Origin of the sequence: Pseudochrobactrum sp. B5 (assembly GCF_001939785.1) — a bacterium.
In the GTDB taxonomy this organism is placed as follows: domain Bacteria; phylum Pseudomonadota; class Alphaproteobacteria; order Rhizobiales; family Rhizobiaceae; genus Pseudochrobactrum; species Pseudochrobactrum saccharolyticum.
In genome coordinates this window covers 83,713-102,946 of sequence record NZ_MOYL01000007.1, presented here as the reverse complement: position 1 = coordinate 102,946, position 19,234 = coordinate 83,713, and the positions used below count along the sequence as shown (strand labels likewise).

General features: G+C 58.9%; 18 protein-coding genes and 1 pseudogene. 10 read left to right on the top strand and 9 right to left on the bottom strand.

Annotated features, from left to right (window positions below; genetic code table 11):
* Window positions 1–14: 14 nt before the first annotated feature.
* Window positions 15–923: a glycine betaine ABC transporter substrate-binding protein gene (locus BKD14_RS17630; RefSeq protein WP_075657468.1), complete on the bottom strand. Its 909-nt coding sequence runs from the start codon at window positions 921–923 to the stop codon at window positions 15–17.
* Between the two features lie 233 nt (window positions 924–1,156).
* Here BKD14_RS17630 and BKD14_RS17625 point away from each other — a divergent pair, with 233 nt between their 5' ends.
* From BKD14_RS17625 to BKD14_RS17615, 4 genes and pseudogenes are all read left to right on the top strand, one after another.
* Entirely contained in the window at window positions 1,157–1,753 is a 597-nt protein-coding gene (locus tag BKD14_RS17625; RefSeq protein WP_083647276.1) for a TetR/AcrR family transcriptional regulator, read from the top strand.
* A 155-nt stretch (window positions 1,754–1,908) separates the two neighbouring features.
* Window positions 1,909–3,510: pseudogene (locus tag BKD14_RS17620) on the top strand (prolyl oligopeptidase family serine peptidase); the annotation flags it as partial.
* Between the two features lie 92 nt (window positions 3,511–3,602).
* Window positions 3,603–3,806: a prolyl oligopeptidase family serine peptidase gene (locus BKD14_RS19605; protein WP_348625535.1), complete on the top strand. Its 204-nt coding sequence runs from the start codon at window positions 3,603–3,605 to the stop codon at window positions 3,804–3,806.
* A gap of 170 nt (window positions 3,807–3,976) precedes the next feature.
* The gene (locus BKD14_RS17615; protein ID WP_075657467.1) at window positions 3,977–4,663 is read left to right on the top strand and encodes a type II CAAX endopeptidase family protein; all 687 of its coding nucleotides are present in this window, start codon (window positions 3,977–3,979) and stop codon (window positions 4,661–4,663) included.
* A gap of 61 nt (window positions 4,664–4,724) precedes the next feature.
* Here BKD14_RS17615 and BKD14_RS17610 read toward each other — a convergent pair whose 3' ends face one another.
* From BKD14_RS17610 to BKD14_RS17590, 5 genes are all read right to left on the bottom strand, one after another.
* Window positions 4,725–5,294, bottom strand: a complete 570-nt coding sequence (locus BKD14_RS17610) for a TetR/AcrR family transcriptional regulator (protein ID WP_075657466.1) — start codon at window positions 5,292–5,294, stop codon at window positions 4,725–4,727.
* Between the two features lie 253 nt (window positions 5,295–5,547).
* Entirely contained in the window at window positions 5,548–6,579 is a 1,032-nt protein-coding gene (locus BKD14_RS17605) for a saccharopine dehydrogenase (RefSeq protein ID WP_075657465.1), read from the bottom strand.
* A 4-nt stretch (window positions 6,580–6,583) separates the two neighbouring features.
* Window positions 6,584–7,654 carry an ankyrin repeat domain-containing protein gene (locus BKD14_RS17600; RefSeq protein WP_075657489.1) on the bottom strand — a complete coding sequence of 357 codons (1,071 nt, stop codon included), beginning with the start codon at window positions 7,652–7,654 and terminating at the stop codon, window positions 6,584–6,586.
* A 79-nt stretch (window positions 7,655–7,733) separates the two neighbouring features.
* Complete coding sequence (locus BKD14_RS17595; protein WP_083647273.1) at window positions 7,734–8,843, bottom strand: alpha/beta hydrolase; 1,110 nt, start codon at window positions 8,841–8,843, stop codon at window positions 7,734–7,736.
* A 52-nt stretch (window positions 8,844–8,895) separates the two neighbouring features.
* Entirely contained in the window at window positions 8,896–9,921 is a 1,026-nt protein-coding gene (locus BKD14_RS17590) for an NADP-dependent oxidoreductase (RefSeq protein WP_348625534.1), read from the bottom strand.
* A gap of 371 nt (window positions 9,922–10,292) precedes the next feature.
* On the opposite strand from BKD14_RS17590, the gene BKD14_RS17585 reads away from it, so the two are divergent.
* From BKD14_RS17585 to BKD14_RS17575, 3 genes are all read left to right on the top strand, one after another.
* On the top strand, window positions 10,293–11,171 hold the full coding sequence (locus tag BKD14_RS17585; RefSeq protein WP_210215531.1) for an aspartyl/asparaginyl beta-hydroxylase domain-containing protein: 879 nt from the start codon (window positions 10,293–10,295) through the stop codon (window positions 11,169–11,171).
* Window positions 11,172–11,474: 303 nt separating this feature from the next.
* Window positions 11,475–13,370, top strand: a complete 1,896-nt coding sequence (locus tag BKD14_RS17580; RefSeq protein WP_075657462.1) for a S9 family peptidase — start codon at window positions 11,475–11,477, stop codon at window positions 13,368–13,370.
* A complete protein-coding gene (locus tag BKD14_RS17575; RefSeq protein WP_075657461.1) occupies window positions 13,363–14,112 on the top strand; it encodes a MerR family transcriptional regulator in 750 nt (249 codons plus the stop codon). The genes BKD14_RS17580 and BKD14_RS17575 overlap by 8 nt, the downstream gene beginning before the upstream one ends.
* A 46-nt stretch (window positions 14,113–14,158) precedes the next feature.
* On the opposite strand, the gene BKD14_RS17570 is transcribed toward BKD14_RS17575, so the two are convergent.
* The 3 genes from BKD14_RS17570 to BKD14_RS17560 form a co-directional block, all read right to left on the bottom strand.
* Window positions 14,159–15,124, bottom strand: coding sequence for an AraC family transcriptional regulator (locus tag BKD14_RS17570; protein ID WP_075657487.1), 966 nt, complete (start codon window positions 15,122–15,124; stop codon window positions 14,159–14,161).
* Window positions 15,125–15,386: 262 nt separating this feature from the next.
* Window positions 15,387–16,640, bottom strand: a complete 1,254-nt coding sequence (locus BKD14_RS17565) for an MFS transporter (RefSeq protein WP_075657460.1) — start codon at window positions 16,638–16,640, stop codon at window positions 15,387–15,389.
* Entirely contained in the window at window positions 16,640–17,179 is a 540-nt protein-coding gene (locus BKD14_RS17560; protein ID WP_075657459.1) for a hypothetical protein, read from the bottom strand. The genes BKD14_RS17565 and BKD14_RS17560 overlap by 1 nt, the downstream gene beginning before the upstream one ends.
* A gap of 288 nt (window positions 17,180–17,467) precedes the next feature.
* Between BKD14_RS17560 and BKD14_RS17555 the strand changes: the two genes are divergently transcribed.
* The 3 genes from BKD14_RS17555 (at window position 17,468) to BKD14_RS17545 (ending at window position 19,223) form a co-directional block, all read left to right on the top strand.
* Window positions 17,468–17,881: a GreA/GreB family elongation factor gene (locus BKD14_RS17555; protein ID WP_075657458.1), complete on the top strand. Its 414-nt coding sequence runs from the start codon at window positions 17,468–17,470 to the stop codon at window positions 17,879–17,881.
* A 95-nt stretch (window positions 17,882–17,976) separates the two neighbouring features.
* On the top strand, window positions 17,977–18,522 hold the full coding sequence (locus tag BKD14_RS17550) for a PTS sugar transporter subunit IIA (RefSeq protein ID WP_083647271.1): 546 nt from the start codon (window positions 17,977–17,979) through the stop codon (window positions 18,520–18,522).
* A gap of 200 nt (window positions 18,523–18,722) precedes the next feature.
* A complete protein-coding gene (locus tag BKD14_RS17545; protein WP_245293679.1) occupies window positions 18,723–19,223 on the top strand; it encodes an NUDIX hydrolase in 501 nt (166 codons plus the stop codon).
* The last annotated feature ends 11 nt before the right edge of the window (window positions 19,224–19,234 follow it).

Here is a 19,234-nt window from a genome sequence, read left to right as displayed (position 1 = left end):
GAAATGGCTCATGATTACGAAAACCATTTTTCGACCTTCTCCGCATTGGATTTGATCCATCTGTCAGCGGCAGCATCGGGCGCCTGCCCGCCATCAATCCAATCCATCACTTGCGCAATGTCTTTTACCGACATCTGAAATTTCTTCAGGAAATCGAGAGCTTTGGGAAAGTTCGAAACGAAATCCTTCCGGACTGAATGAAAATTGTAGTAGGATTCTTTCATCAGCAATTTCTTGGGATCCTCAAGATATTTGAGCTCGACCTGGTTCCAGATCGGTGTCGGCTCCCATGCGGTAACGACAATCCACTCTTCGCGTAACACAGCACGCTTGACGGCAGCGGCCACAGTAGCGTCACTACCCGGCCGTAACTGTAACTTTAAATCATAAGCCTTGATAACTTCTTCGACCGTATTCATCACACCAGATCCGGGTTCTATGCCGATGATCTGGTTCGAGAACTTGTCTGCAGAAGAGTTCAACTCGTCTATGGAGTTGATCGTCACGTATTTCGGCACGGCAAGTCCTTGAGACTGCGGCCCTTGCGCGATGCCGACTATGTCTATGGAGTCGGCGACCTTTTTCACATATTCAGCCATCCCACCACGGTAGTCGCCGTTTAACGCGTCGAGGCCTTCAAGGTACGTGTCCGAATAAAGGTCGGCCTGCCCTGATTGCAGGGCGGCAAATGCAAGAGCAGGCTCAAGGGTTACCAACTCGACCGGATAGCCCACACGCTCTCTTATCAACTGTGCGCCGATGTAGGTTTGGGCAACGATGTTCGACCAGCTGTGCGAAAAGGCATATCTCAACGGGCGATTAGCATTTGCGTTTACGCTGAACGGTATGGCGGCAGTAATAGCCACCATCGTTCCAGCTTTCAGTAGCGACCGGCGCGTAATGTTAAATTGATTGCTCGGCATATCTTACTTCTCTCCTATCGTGATGCCCAACGTGCCCCTCGCATCAAGCACTCTTGTCGGAGGAAATGTCGGTGGCCTATAATGAATGAACCATACCGATCGGTATGGTGATAGTCTATAGATTTACTGTGGATCAAAACCCCATTTTTTCTAAGCTAAGTAGGAGAAGTTTCTCTATTTTTAGCGCAAATGAGAATGTCAGGCGTACAGACCTGTATGGAAGGAAATTCTAGATGCTCGGTAGACGTTTGAAACAATCGAAGGGCTCTTCAGTAGCACCGGGGCAGATGAGCGTACGGGAAGCAATTTTGGAGACTGCCGACAGCTTGTTTTATCGGGAGGGAATTCGCGCGGTCGGGGTGGATCGCTTGTCCGAGAAGGCTGGAGTAGCCAAAGCGAGCCTTTACCATCATTTTAGTGGGAAAGAGGATATTGTTCTCGCCTATCTCGAAGCACGCCATAATAAGATTCTTGGGTCTCTAATAGACGCCGGTCCGTCCGAAGTTTCCCATATGTTCAATTTGCTGGAACAGAAGGCCGCAAATCCTGAGTTTCGAGGGTGTGCTTTTTTGCTTGCTGTTTCGGAGTATCCTAATGCCCCTGCCATCGTCGCCCTCGCGCAGAGACACAAGCGGGCTATACGGGAACACTTTCTCAGCTTTCTTTCAAAGAGCATGTTAGAACGAGAGGAGTGTGCAACTCAGATCGCCATGGTTTATGACGGTGCTTTAGCCGGTCTCACCATTCATCGCGACCCTGCGCTGATACCAATTGCTAAACAAGCTGCGCTCCGTCTTCTCGATAATTATTTATCGTCGCAAGACTCCTGAAACCTGCACCACGTCCGCAGCGGCCCGGAATCCTGGCCGCGACGTGTCGCAAAAGTCAGTCGCGTAAGTCGGACTTTCGCACACGACTTTTGCTCGCTGCGACGCTCGTGGCTTTCACCGGCCCTGCTTTCGCTCAGACGACCTCAGAGGACACAATGCTCGATATCGATTATCCCCAAAGCGCACGTGAAACAGCCTTCGAAAAGCATTTTGGAGAGAGCGTCTCCGACCCATACCGATGGCTGGAGGACAATCATACTGCAAGCTCTCGGGTTGCCGAGTGGATCGCTGCGCAGAACGCCATTACAGAAAGGCACCTGAAAACACTGCCCGCGCGTGACGCGTTCAGACAGCGGATCGCAGCACTGGTGAATTACGAGAGCTTTACGATTCCACTCAAGCGGGCCGATCGCTACTTCTTTACGCGCCGCGATGGCACTTCGAACCAGGCGGCACTCTACGTGCGGGAGGATGTAAATGGCGTTGACCGTCTGCTTCTCAATCCGAACAAATGGTCCGAAGACGAGGCTGATGCGCTCGGTGAATGGTCGGCCTCCGACGATGGCCGTTACGTTGCTTTCGGCGTCCAGAATGGCGGCACCGACTGGCGTACCATCAAAGTGCTCGACGTCGACAGCGGAGAAACTGCAGAAGATGTGGTCGAGCGGGCGCGGTTCACACGCATCGCGTGGGCTCCGGACGGATCGGGCTTCTTCTATTCGCGCTACCCTGCCCCTCTGGAAGGGACCGCGATGGATGCCAGTCTCGCCAATCAAGCTGTGTATTTCCACAAGTTGGGCACGACGCAGGACGTCGACCGTCTGGTTTATTCGACACCACAGGATCCGAAGCTTCTGAATATTGCAGAGCGTGTTACGAACGGCCGATATCTGCACATTACCACGACGCCTGGCACTCCAGAGAGCGCGCTCACGGTCATCGACCTCGCATCCGATGCCTGGACCCCCAAGACCGTCGTCCCGGATATGAATTCTGAATGGTCGGTCATCGGAAACGATGGAACCCGCCTGATCCTTGTGACAACGCATGGTTCGGAACGCCGACGCGTCGTGACACTCGACGTCTCTGAACCCGAGCCTCGTCCTGTCGAACTCATCCCGGAAGATGCCAATGGCGCGATTATCAATGACGCAGCCGTGGTCGGCGGCAAGCTCCTGATCGCCTACACTGTCGATGCGAAAACGGAATTTCGCCGCTTCGATCTGGACGGGACCGAGGAAGGCCCGATCAAATTGCCGGGCATTGGGACGGCTGGGGGATTTTCCGTCGATCCGTCTGAGAACGAGGCTTTTTTCCTTTTCACGAGCTACGATGTCCCGACGAGCATCTATCGCTATCGCGTGGCTGACGGGGCACCCCTCCTCTGGGAGAAGCCGGAGGTGAAGGTGGATTCTGCTCGGATCGTCGTCGAGCAGCGCTTTTACCATTCCAAGGATGGCACGCGGGTACCGATCTTCATCACGCGCCGTGCCGACGCAACTGAAGCAGCTCCGACATTGCTGTATGGTTATGGTGGCTTTGGCATCAGTCTTCTGCCGGACTACAATCCCTTCCGCCTCGCCTGGGTACAGCAAGGCGGCATCCTGGCGGTCGCCAATATCCGCGGCGGGGGAGAATACGGCAAAGCCTGGCACCGCGCCGGACAGCGAGAGAACAAGCAAAACGTCTTCGATGACTTTATCGCTGCCGCTGAGTTTCTAAAGGCCGAACGCATCTCCACGCCGCGCGGCCTGACCATTCAAGGGGAGTCGGGAGGCGGTCTCCTCGTGGGAGCGGTTACAACCAACGCCCCGAACTCTTCGACGCCGTTCTGCCGGGTGTCGGCGTCATGGACATGCTGCGCTACGACAAGTTCACCAGAGGCAATCTTTGGTCGACCGAGTATGGGAGTCCGTCAGAGGAAGCCGCGTTCCGCAACCTTCTCTCATATTCTCCCTATCACAACATCCAAGCGGGCCAACAATATCCGGCGATCCTTGTCACGACCGCCGACGCCGATGATCGCGTCGTCCCGGCTCACAGTTTCAAATAGATCGCGGCGTTGCAGGCGGCGGACATCGGTCCGAAGCCGCATTTCATCCGCGTTGAAACCCGTGCCGGGCATGGCTCGGGCGCTCCGCTGGACAAAATGATCGCGCGCCACGCCGACATGTGGGCATTTGCCGCTTACTGGACAGGACTGGAAGTATCGGGGTCAGACAAATGACGACAAGGTCACGCACCGAATGGTCTTCGTCACCTCGTTTCGGCTGGGTCGAGGTGACGGGCGCTATAGTTACCTATGTCGTCTTACTCGTGGTGATCTCCGCTGTAATATTGCGCACGCCCGATGATTACGCGGCATTACGCGGGATCTTCAGCATGGCATCAAACGGCATAGCCGGTATTGCTGCCGTTCTTGTTGCATGCCTCTTACGCATCCGCGACATGCGTGCTTTTGGGTTTCGGGTAACGTCGTGTCGGTGGCTTCTTATCGGTGCCGCTCTTGGCGTTCTCGCATACGTTCTCAGTCACGTTGTGGAAGGCATATACTTTCACTTCGTGACGGAGCCGAATACGCAAGGTGACTTCCAGGCCGCCGCGACGGGTGGGCTATGGTCCTTCGGCATCCTGCTTTTTACCGGCGCCCTCCTGACGCCGCTTGGTGAAGAAGCGGTGTTCAGGGGCGTCATTGGGAATGTTCTGAACCGCTATGGGCCATGGGCAGGCGTGGTAGGCAGTGCCGCCATTTTCGCCGCCGCCCATGGTCCGAGCGTGATTTTCCTGGATGCCTTTCTCGTGGGGATTCTGACCGGCATCCTGCTTCGAAAGACCGGTTCTGTCTGGCCAGGCCTTGCCACCCATGTGATCTACAATGGGCTGTGGCTTACGACCTACGCATTGGCGTGATGCTATTTTCTTGCCGTTGGCCACGATATGATCACTTGCTGGTAAGTGGCCAGACGCCACCTTAACGAAGCCATGTCGTTATAAGTGAGGTCAATTCGGTTACTGCGTCGTCCTTACCAATACAGCCATGCGTTATCCCTTGCGACAACGCTTCCGCTGCACCGATGATTGCGATGCAACGACGTCGTACCTCCTCATTGGGCAGGGGAGACAAGGGAGCTAGGGTCGCTCGATAAAACTCCACATGCCCGTCTACCATTTCCCGTTGATAGGCTTCCATCTGTGCATCGCCCTTCAACGCGGCGCCGATTGCATGCCATTCGGGGCCGACGGCTGCGTAGCAGTCCATGTAAGCCTGCGCCATGACATGCGCGACCTCGTCCAGCTCGGCGGGCTGACGCTTCAGAGCCTCCTGCTGGTCGCGGATCTGGCGGTCGTTGATTTCCTTGTAAAGCGCGATCATCAGGCCTGAGCGGCTCTCGAAATGGGTGTAGGCAATCGGCTTGCTTACGCCAGCGCGCTCGGCAAGCGCTCCCAATGTCAATGCATCTGTGCCAAGTTCGCGCGCGATCTCCCGGGCCGTTTCCAGCAATTGGGCTCTTCGCTCAGCTCTCGGCAGTTTCTTGGACAATTCTTTTCCCTACGCTCGACAGATCGACCGATACACAGATGTTACCATGAGTAATTTGATGCTCGTAACATAAAGCAGTTTGGATGGCCAACCGAGGGCTGGCGGAACGCGACTCGTGCCGCTCAGCAGTTCCATCGCGCGCAAGTTGATCCACTGCATGGGGTTCTGGCCGCTGAAAGATAATTGGACATGTCTAAAAATGGGCGGCTTACTTAGTGCGATAGTTGGTGCAGCGCGCTCGTACTGTTCCTGGTTAAGTCCTTGGAGGTATCTCCTCTTCATGCAGTCCCAGCGGCCGGATCGTACCGCCGGATTTGCTGAAGCGACCGAGATATGAGGCCGCGTCAAGCAGTTGATATGGGAAAAATAGCCCGGCTTTCGGTGGATCCCGGCCATCGAGACCGACGAGCCGTTCGAGGAGCATTGCCACGCCGAGACCCGTAGGTGGCATTTGGCCACCCGAGTGAATGACGGCGTGACGGGTGTGAAACGGTTGATCCGCGTGATCTTCGCCTGTGAGCTCGATGATGATCTCGGTCGAGATCGGCTCGCCGCGCCGCCTGCTGGAACTGACGCCGGTGGCGAGATTGAACTCGACGTTCTTCGCTCCCGTCGCTGCCGCAAGGCCGACGACATCGAAAGGCGAAAGCGCAGACGCCTCCATCTCCGTGTCGTCAGCAGCACGGAAACGGGCCTTCGCTGTCTCGCCGGTTCGCCAGACATAGGCACCGTCTCGACGCGCCAGGGCAGCCGGCATGCTTTTCGTCAGCCGTTCCAGATCATCGGCCTGTGCCGGACCGCCGACGTCCTGCTCGTCCAGCAGCGCCCCGATCGAGATACTGTCGATGCGCCGGAATTCCTTGCAGAATTCGAGCGCCGGAATCGTCGTTGCGCCGACGAGCCATTCCGTAGCTAGGACCAATGGCGCGGCGTCCGGACGATGGATGTAGGCGGCGACGTCCGGGCCGATTTCATGAAGGCCGGACGATATGCTGACATAGGGCACCCGGCGCGTCTGGGCGAAATGCAGGCCGGCGAGGGTTTCGTCCATGAAGAAAATAGCGAGAGCGCTGACACGCCTGCCTCCGAGACCCAAATCTTCCGCTTCGAGATCCAATGCGACCCCTTCGGCATTGCCGATCTCGGCCGCTGCCTGCTTTGCTTTTTCGAGGTCACGGCCTCCGATCAGAAGCGGAACTTCACGATGAACGTCTCTTAGATGTCTGGCCGTCCACCTGCCGACGACGCCGGAGCCGCCTACGAGCAGAATAGGGTCGAGCGACATGTGGTTATCCTTCTCCGCGAGAGGATAGCCGACTGTCGGTCGCTGCTGTTCGCCGGGCCCCACTATTCCGTTCCGCAGCGCTCAGCAAACGGGCAAGGTCCTCATAGCCGCAATGAAGCGCCAACTCATGTGGCGTCAGGCCGGCATGAGTCCTGAGATCGACGCGCGCGCCGGCATCAACGAGCGCCTTCGCCGCCTCGATATGTTCATGCCACACCGCATCGTGTAGGGGTGTAAAACCGTTATACACCCCTTGTGCGTCGAGAACCGCGGCCCGGATCTCGGAGTTCTGCGGGACCGCTTCGGCCAACGTGCGGATCGCATCTGCGTGACCGAAATAGGCCGCCTCATGCGCGGCCGCTCCCTGCATCATGCCATTTACGGCCCGCGCATCGGCTCCGGCCCGCAGCAGAAGGCGGACGATCTCCACCCGCCCCTCGCGCGCGGCCAGGCCCAGCGGGGTGAAGTCGTCATCGTCGTGACAAATGACCGGCAGCCGCTCGTCGACGATCGCGCCCGCATCGAGCGCCGCCTTGACACCGGCGACATCGTCGCGACGGACCGCCGCCATCAGCGACTGGTCGGCAATCCGGCGCGCGTCCTGAGCATCACGCGCCTCGATGAGCTGCACGATCGCGCCCAGATCGTCTGCCCGGGCATAATCGAGCGCAGTATGCCCGGCATGGCTGCGCAAGCGCGTGCGTGCACCGCGATCGAGCAGGATCTTCACCGCTCCTTCGTGCTTGTGCAGCACAGCGTCCATCAGTGGCGTATGACCGATCGAAGGGCTCTGCTGATCGATGAATGCACCATGGTCGAGCAGGAGTGCGATGACGTCGGCATTCCCCGAGAGCGCTGCCTTGTGCAGCGCGGTAGCTCCCATGTTCGGTTCAAGCGCAAGGACGTTGGCACCGGCGGCAAGCAAGCACTCCACGATCTGCGGCAACGCAAGACCCGACGCGATCATCAGAGGGGTGAAACCATCCGCATCCGGACGGTTGATATCGGCGCCTGTCCTGACCTGATCGATTACGGCGGCAAGATCGCCTTTCCGTATTGCTTCTGTGAGGGGCATATTGGCCTCCATGCCATCATGATACTTTGAACGAGGCGGTGTGGTGGTCCACCTCGCGAGTCTCGAGTGCGCTGTTTGGTCAGATCGAACGAAGGAACCTCAGCAGTTCCGCGTTGACGCGATCGGCGGCTTCGTGCTGAAGCCAGTGGCCGGCCTTCTCAATCTTGATCGCGCCGACGAGCCCCGGCTGCGCCTTGCGCAGGTCATCAACCGATGGCGCACCGGGGTGGAAGAACTGGCACAAACCGTCGGCCTCTCCCCAGATGTAGAGGCTCGGCTGCAAGATCCCGGCATTCTTGAAGGCTGGCGTCAGATCGAAAGTTTTCGGCAGCGCCCGATAATAGTTCAGGCCGCCTCCGAAACCGGTTTTATCAAACGCCCGAATGGTGTGGCTGACGTAGCTCGGGTCGGCCCAGTCCGGCACTGTGACCGGTGAAGGACGCAGCATGTTCCGCGGCGGGTCGACCGGATCCCATCCGGTTCCCGCTTCAGGGCTGGCCGACAGCCAGTAAAGGATACTGGGAATTGACCGGGCGGCAGGTTCGAACTGTTGTTCCGCACCGGCATGCAGCATATCGAGGGCATAGTAACGTTTACCGAAGCCGTTAGAACGCAGGAAATCCCAGTAATTCACGTCACCGCGCGGCGCATAAGGTATGCTCAGGCTGACCAGCGCACGGAAACGGTCGGGACGCAGCAGCGCTGCACGCTGGGCGTGATCAGCGCCCCAATCATGGCCGACGACGACTGCTGAGGGGATTTCCAGCACATCGAGAACGCCCACCAGATCCCCCACGATGTGCAGGGAAGTGTAGAGGTCGGCTTCAGCGGGCGCATAGCTGTCTCCGTAGCCTCGCATGTCAAGTGCGATAGCCCTATACCCGGCCTCGGCGACGGCGCGCATCTGGCTGCGCCACGTTGCGGCGGTATCCGGAAAACCGTGGCAAAACAGAACGGCGCCGCCGGTTCCCTGTTCAATAATGCGGAACATCTGTCCGTTGATCTGCATCATCGCTTGCCGCAGCGGGAACGAGTCTGCGGCAACAGCGGCCGTACCTGTCAAGACGTGTGCGAGGCCGGCGCTCAGCCCGAGGACAGCGCCACCGCGCAAGAGTTCGCGTCTGGACGGGCACCACGCAGCGGCATCACTCCGATCGACCGAGCGTCGTCCGGAAAACAAAAGTGACATGAAAGAATTCCTTCCTGGAACCGGTATTCGAAGATCAGGGATCGGCCGACGGTCAAGCGCGGCTGTCCTCGGCATCAGCCAGCCGGACGAGCATCTTGCCGGTGTTCTTTCCCGAGAAGAGATCGACAAACGCTTGCGGCGCGTTCTCAAAACCGTCGACGACGGTCTCGGTCCATTTGACCTTCCCTTCCGAAATCCATTGTCCGACGTCGCGCTGGAAATCGCTCCAAAGGCCGAGATGGTCGGTGACAATGAATCCTTGGAGTTTGATTCGTTTTTCAATCGCGCGGTAGATATTGCGCGGGCCCGAAGGTTCGCCGTTATATTGCGCAATCATCCCGCAAAGCGGAAAGCGTGCGAAATCGTTGGCGGCGTTGATTGCCGCCTCCAGATGATCGCCGCCGACATTGTCGAAATAGACGTCCACGCCTTGGGGAGCGGCTTTCGCTAGCGCTGCGGAGAGATCGTTGACCTGCCTGTAATTGATCACCGCGTCGATACCGGCTTCGTCGGTCAGCCAGCGTGCTTTGTCCTCGGAACCTGTCGAACCGATTACGCGGCAGCCCTTGATCCTGGCAATTTGAGCGACCACCGCGCCCACGGCGCCCGCCGCTGCCGAAACGAAGACGGTCTCGCCGGCCTTCGGCTCCCCGATACTGAGCAGTCCCGCATAGGCGGCAAGGCCCGGAATCCCCAATGGTCCAAGATAGGACTGCGGCGGGGCTGCCGAATCGATACGCGTCGCAGAGCGCGCCTCGATCAAAGCCAGATCGCGCCAGCCGGCGAAGTGGCTGACCGTGTCGCCCACGGCGAATTTCTCGTCCTTGCTCGCCTCGACGATACCGACGGCCGCGCCATCCATCGGCTCATCGATGCCGAAAGGCGGGATGTACGAGGACCGATCGACCATACGTCCGCGCATATAAGGGTCGACGGAGAGCCAGAGGTTCCTGACAATGATCTGGCCCTCGCTAGGAGCGTCAAGTTCGCGCTCGACGAGTTTGAAGTTCTCCAGCGCCGGCGCGCCGCCGGGCCGACTGGCAAGGTGAAATTGACGGGAAATTGCGGTCACGGAGATGCTCCTTATCGGCATGGTCACCAGGTTTCGAATATACTACCAAGGGTAAGTTACTATTAGTAATATGTGGTTCGGCCTCGTTGTCAAGTGCGGGAGGAGCTTTGTCAGAAAAACTGCCGAGAGCTGAGCGAAGGGTCTAATTGCTGGAAACGGCCCGGGAGATCACGCGCGAACTCGATACGGATGCATTGACATTGGGAGCGCTCGCCTTCAACGACGGCACACTTTGTAATGCTGCCGCAATGCATGCCCCCCACGGTCTCCCAATCAAGGGATATCGAGGTTAAGTTATGCAAGCTCTCATTGTTGTATTTGGAATGATGGCCGCGAGCATCGTGTATGTATACCGTTTCCGCGGAGAGGCCCGTTACATGAGCCTCAACGAATATTTCCGCAAGGGATGGCCGATATTTACGCCGTTTAATTGCATACTCTACGCGACGACGCTGAGGCGAGGCTCCGGAGCGGTGCTCGATCCCGACCACTTCCCTGAACTCGACGTGTTGCGCCGGAACTGGCAGACCATTCGTGACGAGGGGCTGGAGCTTATACGAGAGAGCTATTTCGACGCGACGAAACGCCCAGGAACGGCAGGGTACTACGACGTCGGGTTTCGGACGTTCTTCAAGTATGGTTGGAGCCGGTTCTATCTCAAATGGTACGGCTATACGCACCATTCAGCGAAACGGCTCTGCCCGAAAACCATTGAACTCTTGAAGGAAGTACCGACGGTGCACGGAGCCATGTTCGCCTTCCTGCCCGCCGGCGGACAGCTTACGCGACATGCCGATCCGATTGCTGTGTCACTACGCTACCATCTTGGCCTTGCAACTCCGAACTCGGAAAAATGCTTCATCAATGTGGATGGCCAGAACCTGAGCTGGCGCGATGGTGATGTGCTGATGTTCGACGAAACCTACCTGCACTATGTTCGCAATGACACCGAGTCCGATCGACTTATTCTGATGTGCGACGTCAAACGACCATTGAATCCCCTGGGGTCACTCTTCAACATTTTCTACCAAGGAGTGACACGCGCCTCGATCGTACCGAACACGACGGAAGATCGTCGCGGCCTGGCCAACAAGGTTTTTGCCGGCCTTGCGCCGGTGTTGGCGTACACAAAAGGACTGAAATCGACGAACCGGCCGCTTTACCTTGTCGTGAAGTGGTCCGTGAACATTCTGATCCTGCTGGTGTTCGTGACCGTTGTTGCCGCATTGGGTCATTTGATTGGCCGACTGGTTTGAGAGATGGATTATACTGGCGAGTGCGCCAGCGGTCTGAACGTCGTCGCGCGCCGACGCGATCATTATCGGGCCGAAGCCGTCCAAACGGGGGCGCTTGGATTGGCCCCGACTACAGGACACGGCAGTGGGACCGGCACATTACCCCTAATTTTCAGCTTTTCAATCAGCGCGCCGATGGCGGGCGTCGTGTCAGTCAGCAGCTACTGCCAGACCGGGAAGAGCTTGACCCAGACGTAACGTCATAGTTCATGGTAAATGTCGAAATAACTTCAGCGGCGAACCAGTGCCGCCAAGAGGCTCGACATGACGACAACCAATATACCTGCCATTGAAGCCCTTTTCGGCATTCCCTTGTTCTCGCGAGCTCAAGTCTCGCCGGACGGCATAAATGTCGCCTATCTCGCTCCCTGGAGCGGCCGACTGAATATCTGGGTCCGTCCGGTTGACGCAGCATTTGCACATGAGGATGCGAAGCGCCTTACCGGTGACGACACCCGCAACGTCGAGAGCTTCTGCTGGACGCCGGACGGCAAATACATCCTCTTCGTCCAGGACACCAAGGGCGACGAGAACTGGCATCTGCATCGCGTCGATGTCGATGGCACCACGGCGGACCTGACGCCATTTCCCGGCGTCCGGGTCATAAGCCTGGAGCTTTCCACTGATCGTCCCGGAAAAGCTTTCGTGCAGATGAACTATCGAAGCCCCGAGTTTATCGACCTCTACGAGATAGATATCGATACGGGAGCTTTGAACACCGTCGCCGAAAACCCAGGCCGTTACGTTGGCTGGATCATCGTCCCCGGTGGAAAGCTCCACACGCTGATCATCAACGAACGGGGCGATTACGAACTGGCCCGTTACGAACATGGATGGTTCACCGCCGTAGCGACCTTCAAGGGCCACGACTATCCACTCGGTCCGATGCCGATCCGCGCCACGCCGGACGGCAAAGCCATCCTTATCGGCTCGAACACCGGAACGGACCGCACGCGCCTGGCGCGCATCGATCTCGCGACGGGCACGGAGACCGAGATCGACAGCCATCCATCCTACAGTCTCGACACGCCCCGCCCGGAGGCCGACCCACGCTATCCCTCGAGCCTGATCGTGAATCCCGTCACCGGGCAATTGCTGGGCGCGCGATATCTGGGAGAGCGGCAGGTGATCCATCCGCTGGATCCGAACTTCGCTTCCGTTCTCGAAAGATTGCGAGTGCTCTCGGACAATGATTTGGGCCACATCTCCTGCGACGCCATCGGCAGACGATGGGTGGTCGAGTTCACGGATGACCGCCATCCCGGAACCACCTGGTTCTACGATCACGCGACGGGCGAAAGCCGCCTGCTGGGCGAACGCCATCCTGATATGGTCCCCGATCGCTTCGCGCGTGTCCGTCCGGTGACTGTAAAATCCCGCGACGATCTGGATATCCCCTGTCATGTCACGCTTCCCGTCGATGTACCGCCGCGACACCTTCCCACCGTGCTGCTCGTCCATGGCGGCCCTTGGTATCGCGACGCCTGCGTCTACGATCCCGAGGTCCAGTTCCTCGCTAGCCGAGGGTACGCCGTGCTTCAGGTCAACTTTCGCGGCTCCACCGGATATGGAAAGTCGTTCACGCAGGCCGCCATCGGCGAATTCGCCGGACGCATGCATGACGACCTCATCGACGGTCTCGACTGGCTGATCGACGAAGGAATCGCGGACAGGGAACGCGTGACCATCTACGGATGCTCGTACGGCGGCTATTCGGCGCTGATCGGCGCGAGCTTCACGCCCGAGCGCTTCGCCGCGGCAATCGATTATTCGGGCATGTCGGACCTCAGATCGCTCGTGGAAGGCGCGGTCCCGTTCGTTTATCCGGCGCTGGTCAACAACTATATCGCTTATATGGGCGATCCGGCGGTCCCCGAGCAGAACGCAGACATGCTGGCACGTTCCCCTGCCAGCCGGCTGGATTGTATCCGCAAGCCCTTGCTGGTGATTCATGGAACCAACGACGTTCGCGTGGCCAAAGCGCAGGCAGACGCGGTGGTCGAAGCGGTGCGACGCAACGGGGTGGAAGTGGAGTATCTCGTGAACGAGCGGGAGGGGCACTGGTTCATCAACCAGGACAGCAATTTCGAGCTGTACCGTACCCTTGAACGGTTCTTGTCGCGCCACCTCGGCAATGAAGGCGGAAGGACCGATGCATAGCAAGGATATCGCCAGGCTGGCGGGCGTGAGCGTCCGCACGCTTCGTCACTATCACCAGACAGGTATCCTGGCGGAGCCCGATCGAAAGGCAAACGGATACCGGCTGTACGGGTGGCAGCACCTCGTGCGACTCCTGCGGATACGGCAATTGACGGCGCTTGGACTGCCCCTGTCCGACATCCCCACGGTGCTCGACGGCCAGAAGGGAATGGACATGTCGACCCTCGATGCACTGGATGACTCTCTCGCCTGTCAGATCACAGTGCTGGAACGCCAACGCCAGATGGTCGCATCATTACGGGAAGGGCGCGCACCTTTCGACATCCCGCCCGAGCTTGCCGCGCCCTTGCTCGCCCTCGAGGCCGGACGCTCGGCCGCCGCATTGAAGGCCGGACGCGAGCAGTCAGTATTGTTTGGCCACATGGTCGACGAGGAAGGCCGAAAAGCCTTGGCCAGCCTGTATGAACGCTTGAACGGACCCGATCTCGCGCCGATCTCGCTGGAGCTTGGGCAACGCTTCGACGCGTTGGGTCCGCATAGTGCCGAAGACGAGATATCGAGCCTTGTCGAATCCTACATGGGACATCTCGGTCCATGGCTCAGGGAGTTCGAGGCCGTCCTGCAATCATCGGCCGTGAAGGGCGCCGGGGCGTTGCTCTGGACGCACGCCATGGAGGCGTCCAATCTGCAACAGCAACGCATGTTGGCCCGTCTTTCCAGCCGGGTGGATGGCAGAATATGAAGCTTGCCCGGCCATATCCGTGGAGGCCGCGGTGCGCAGGCTGAGCTCAGCGCATATCTCGTTTCCGATAAGAACTGGGCGGAGCGCCTATGACGCGCTTGAAGGCTCGACTGAATGCGGCTTCCGAGTCGTACCCGAGCAGTTCCGGTAATTGGGCAATGCGAATCTCGTTGCGCAGAATCCACTGCCGAGCCAGGTGCATACGGACTTCGGTGAGGTAACGCGCTGGTGTCTGACCCACGACTTTGGCGAAAGCTGCCGCGAAAGCAGATCGCGACATGCCTGCCAACGCGGCCAGCCCCGGCAGGGTCCAATCTCGCTTCGGGTCGGCATGGATAGCCACAAGAGCCTGACCGATTTGCGGATCGCGCATGGCGGCGATCCAACCCTCGCTATCACTACAACCGTGCTCAAGCCAGGATCGGATGATCTGCGCCGCCATGACGTCGGCAAGCCGGGCAAGAATACCGCTCGCCCCCGCGCGATTCATCGCGCATTCGGCGATCATCGCTTCCATGAGATGCATGATCGCGGGCTCGTTGGTCATCAGATCCCTGGCCTGCATGACCTCCGGCATCATCCTCATAAGGGGATGCAACTCATCGAGATTGAATTGCATGGTGCCGCAGAAGAAGATCGATACATCGCCTCCAATGGGCTCCCGGTGGGGGAAATCGAACACCGTCTCACAGATCGGGGAGCCTTCACGGCGAGGAAACGGGCGAGGTTCAAGGCCTGGCGCACTTGCGAGAACATGGAATGCGCCGCGCGGCATTAGCACGGCATCGCCCGCTTCCAGTTCGCTCCATTCTCCATCGGGCCCTGAAAACCAGCACCCCTTACCGGCGATGAAGTGGAAGTGCGCTTCCGCCTGCTTTGGAAAAAAGAAGCTCCACTCCCCGGACAGGCGACAGCGGCCGTAGTCCCCTCCATCGAGACGAAGGCCGCACAGCATCTGGCTCAAGGCATCTGGTCCGCCGGGCGGGGTAAGATTGGACGAATAATCAATCATAAGGATCTTTGTATCATTCAAAATCCATCGTGTGAAGGATAGCTCTCGCGGGACCGACAGCTCATCCGGAGAGATCGCGCCGCATTGCCCGCAGTACGAAGCTTTAGCGCACGGCGCAGTCGGTACACCGGGTCGCATCCTGATCCGACGGTGCCTGACCGGAAGGCTCGTTTTCTCTACGCGGTGATCAACGTAAGCTCACAGTTGAGGTGAGACAGTTGAGCGCCGCGACGATGGTCAAGAAACGGCTGAAGAATGACATTCACTGGCCGGGGGGCTCGTTACTTGCCGCACGTTTGTCCAGTGAGAGGGTTTCAGGCGTTTGCGTGCGCGCGATGGATATGGCGGAGAAATCGTCCTGGGTTTCGACCGGCACAGGTTTGCCACGGTAAAGTCTCAGCGTCGCGTATAGCGCCAGGAGCGCACTGCATCCCGCAAGGGTTAGAAAGATTCCATGTGCTCCACGCCATTGCATGAGGCTTGCTGCGAGCAGCGGCCCGAACATTGTCCCGATGCCATAGAGGATCAGCAGTCCCCCGGAAACCTGCACGAAGCGCGTGCTGTCGACGTGGTCATTGGCGTGGGCAACCGCAATGGAATAGATCGGATAGACCAGCCCACCGAGAAAGAATACCAACACGAACACCGGTATCGGAGTCGTCGGAGCGAGGCTGGCAGCGAGCACTGCAACCGCACAGCAGAGTATTCCCGCTCCGGCCATGACGAGGCGCCGGTCCAGGCGGTCGGACACTCGTCCAAGCGGATACTGGAACATGATCCCCCCTGCCATGGTCACGATGAGAAGAGCGGCAATCTGAAAGGTGCTGAAGCCGATGCTCTTGCCGAATACGGGCGCCATATTGTTCCAGGCGCCCTCCATGATACCGCCCATGATGACGCCGATTGCGGCAGCTGGCGACAGATTGAACAGGGCGCGAAGATTCAATCTGACCTCGGTCAGAGGTTGCGGATGGGCCTGGCGCGACATGGCGGTCGGAATAACCGCGGCCGCGAACATCATCGCGCAGATCATGAACGGTGTCGTCAAACGGGGATCGCTCAGCGGCATGATGAACTGCCCCGTCATCATGCCGCCCAGGCTGGTTATCATGTACAGGGAAAAGACAAACCCGCGCGTTTCGTTCGAGACGCGTTCGTTCAGCCAGCTCTCGATGATCATGAACGCTCCGGCAAGCGCAAATCCCGAACACCCGCGAAGCAGCACCCAGATGAAGGGATGGACGATCAGCGCATGCAGCAAGGCAAGGATGGCCAGAAGCGCCGCCAGGGATGCGAAGGCCCGGACATGCCCCGCCCGTCTCACGATACGCGGCGCGATGAGGCACCCTCCCGTGAACGCCAGCGCATAACCCGTGCCGAGCATGCCGATCTCATAGATCGACCAGCCCTCCAGCGAGCCGCGCACAGGCAGCACGATGCCGAAAAGGCCAACTCCCACCATCATGAAGAAGGTGGAGATGAGCAAGGCAGCGATCGGTATGACGGTGGCGCGCATTACGTATCCTGTCCCCTGACCGCAGGGCCTTCCTGATCGCTTGAGTTGTGGGTGCCCGTTTCCCGGGCCGCGGCGCCAACGCATTCCTCGTCGGCAAGCCGCATAATGTAGGTGACGAAGTCGGGATCGTCGCCGCGCAACAGCCGCGGCAGCCTGAGGCGAAAGTCTTCCCGCCGGCACCATTGCCGCATGTAGTTGTCCCATGACGCCCAGCGCCGGGACTGGTCGAGGGTCATCTTCTCGGAATACGTCAGAAGGTAGGCCCGCTCGAAGAGCGACGCCAGCAGCTCGAAGAGAACGATCAACCGCTCTTCCTGCTCGTCGGACAGGTTTCTCGAGGCCTCCTTCGTCCAAAGCTTGAGGTCGGGGTTTGCCAGCACCAGCTTCAGGAAGTCATCGTAGCTCGACGACAGGCTTTCATAGATCATGCGCTCCTTGTTCTCACGCTCGTTGGTGCGCTGGATCCAGAACGAAAGGATCGCCGCAGGAAGGGCAAGAGCCGTTACAACGTCGCTGATAAACCCCGCAGTCTCCAACATATCGAATACTTTCGCTCATCCGCATCGAGGTGCCGTCGCTGTGTCTTAAAGACTGCGACGCCACATTCACATCCAGGCCTATTGACAAACAAGCCGTACAGATGGATTGTTACAGCATGAACACTTTCGAGCACAAGTGCGTCTTTCGAGACGCCCCACGAACGGCGTAGCCCAGCCTCGGATCCCCCGAGACCGGGGGAAACTGTTCAATTCCCAGTTATTGACGAGACCGACATGTCTTCCCGTGTGGAAGCCCACGGCCCGAAACGGTCGTAAAGGAGAACATCCATGAAGCGCATCAAGGCAACAGCGACAATCGTCCTGCTTCGGCGCGACCAGGCGCGCCTGATGCAGCTTGCGAATGGCTGGATGGCCAGCCGTCCGGATTTCGGGGACGATCTGCTTGCCAAGCTCGGCGCCGCCAAGCTTGTGGAGCAGTCGGACACAACCGTCCAGATCGGTTCGACGCTCGTGTACGCGAGCGACAACGGCGAGAACCGGCAGGTGACGCTGGTCTACCCGGAACAGGCCGATATTGCTCTTGGCAAGGTCTCCGTGCTGACCCCGATCGGATCTGCTCTGCTCGGCCGCGCCGCCGGCGACACGGTTGAAGTCCTGGGCAACGACGGTCGCTCCCGCAGGCTGACCATTGTCCAGCTCGTTGGCGACGGCAACCCTGCCCCACAGCCGAAGGCGGCCTGAAAAGCCGCTGCAACTAGCATCATAAACAATCCATCCAGATGGATGTTTCTAAGACGAGAACTTTTCTTGTCTGGTCGATCCATGTGAGAACTGCCATGAAACAAACTGTCATTATCCGAATTTCGGACCTCCTGACGCCTCAAGACATCGAGGTCAACCTCGATGTCCCGACCAAGAGCGAAGCGCTCGATCATCTGGCATCGAGAGCATCGGCTGCGCTCGGCATCGACAAGGCGGGCATCCTGTCGAAGCTGCACGCGCGCGAAGCCCTGGGCTCGACCGGAGTCGGGAGCGGCGTCGCTCTGCCACATTCTGCCGACGTCGCGATCAACGCCGCCATTTCCTGCGGCGAAACGGACACCCCTGTCCGCCCCTATGTCGCACTGGCGCGGCTCGCGCGGCCTGTAGAGTTCGATGCGCTCGACACTATGCCCGTCGATATCGTGTTCCTGATGCTGACGCCTAAAGGCAATACGGCTGAGGCTCTACGAATTCTTGCGGCCGCGGCCAGGATCCTGCGTTCTCCCCGCTTCTGCGCAGCCTTGCGCAAGGCCTCGACCGGTTCCGAAGCATATGCGGCGCTTGTCGACGAGGAGCTTTTCTCCGGGCCCTCTGGTGACGGCACAAGGAGGGTCGCATGAGTGCCAGACCGCCCTTGCCGATCTGCCGTCTTTGCCAGCGACGCCTTCCGAAAGCGGCGATCCGCTGCATCTGGTGCAAGACACCGATGCGACGCCAACCACGACCCTTCTGGTCAGAATTACAACTCATCTAGCGAGTAATCATCATGCACTATTCAGGACCAAGACCTTTCTGGAAACAATCTTTCAGGGGAGTTCCGGTGCGTCGCGCCTACGACGCCAGCGCGAGCCTGCGTGCGCCCGAAACGTCCGAGGGCCCTCCTCTTGCTGAGCAGTACGGCGCGCTTGCCTGGCGCAAGAGCCGGACGAAGGGGTTAAGGGTTTTACTCATTACCTCTCGCGAAAGGGGATTGTGGATCCTGCCCAAGGGCTGGCCGATGCCGGGGCTGAGCCCACACCGGACGGCGGCCCGGGAAGCACTCGAGGAGGCCGGCGTGTTCGGGACGATCAGCGCCGAACCCTGCGGCAGCTATCGCTATGCGAAAGTTCTGGCGGACGGCCAGGCTATCGCCTGCCGCGTCACGATCTATCCGCTTCTCGTCAAGGCGACCCTCGTCGACTGGCGCGAGAGCAAAGACCGCCGGCGCAAATGGTTCAGCCTTCCCGAAGCCGTCGGCGCGGTTTCGGAACCCGGCCTGGCACAGTTCCTCCAGGATCTTGCGCAGACATGGGCTGGAGAAGGTGAACCCGATGGCTTATAGTGGGCATCAAC

Excerpts from the sequence above, each read along its gene's own strand:
- BKD14_RS17580 (WP_075657462.1), top strand. The coding sequence starts at position 11,475 with ATGACGACAACCAATATACCTGCCATTGAAGCCCTTTTCGGCATTCCC.
- BKD14_RS17600 (WP_075657489.1), bottom strand. The coding sequence starts at position 7,654 with ATGCCCCTCACAGAAGCAATACGGAAAGGCGATCTTGCCGCCGTAATC.
- BKD14_RS17550 (WP_083647271.1), top strand. The coding sequence starts at position 17,977 with ATGAAACAAACTGTCATTATCCGAATTTCGGACCTCCTGACGCCTCAA.
- BKD14_RS17625 (WP_083647276.1), top strand. The coding sequence starts at position 1,157 with ATGCTCGGTAGACGTTTGAAACAATCGAAGGGCTCTTCAGTAGCACCG.
- BKD14_RS17605 (WP_075657465.1), bottom strand. The coding sequence starts at position 6,579 with ATGTCGCTCGACCCTATTCTGCTCGTAGGCGGCTCCGGCGTCGTCGGC.
- BKD14_RS17585 (WP_210215531.1), top strand. The coding sequence starts at position 10,293 with ATGAGCCTCAACGAATATTTCCGCAAGGGATGGCCGATATTTACGCCG.
- BKD14_RS17565 (WP_075657460.1), bottom strand. The coding sequence starts at position 16,640 with ATGCGCGCCACCGTCATACCGATCGCTGCCTTGCTCATCTCCACCTTC.
- BKD14_RS17630 (WP_075657468.1), bottom strand. The coding sequence starts at position 923 with ATGCCGAGCAATCAATTTAACATTACGCGCCGGTCGCTACTGAAAGCT.
- BKD14_RS17560 (WP_075657459.1), bottom strand. The coding sequence starts at position 17,179 with ATGTTGGAGACTGCGGGGTTTATCAGCGACGTTGTAACGGCTCTTGCC.
- BKD14_RS17555 (WP_075657458.1), top strand. The coding sequence starts at position 17,468 with ATGAAGCGCATCAAGGCAACAGCGACAATCGTCCTGCTTCGGCGCGAC.
- BKD14_RS17575 (WP_075657461.1), top strand. The coding sequence starts at position 13,363 with ATGCATAGCAAGGATATCGCCAGGCTGGCGGGCGTGAGCGTCCGCACG.
- BKD14_RS17615 (WP_075657467.1), top strand. The coding sequence starts at position 3,977 with ATGACGACAAGGTCACGCACCGAATGGTCTTCGTCACCTCGTTTCGGC.
- BKD14_RS19605 (WP_348625535.1), top strand. The coding sequence starts at position 3,603 with ATGGACATGCTGCGCTACGACAAGTTCACCAGAGGCAATCTTTGGTCG.
- BKD14_RS17570 (WP_075657487.1), bottom strand. The coding sequence starts at position 15,124 with ATGATTGATTATTCGTCCAATCTTACCCCGCCCGGCGGACCAGATGCC.
- BKD14_RS17595 (WP_083647273.1), bottom strand. The coding sequence starts at position 8,843 with ATGTCACTTTTGTTTTCCGGACGACGCTCGGTCGATCGGAGTGATGCC.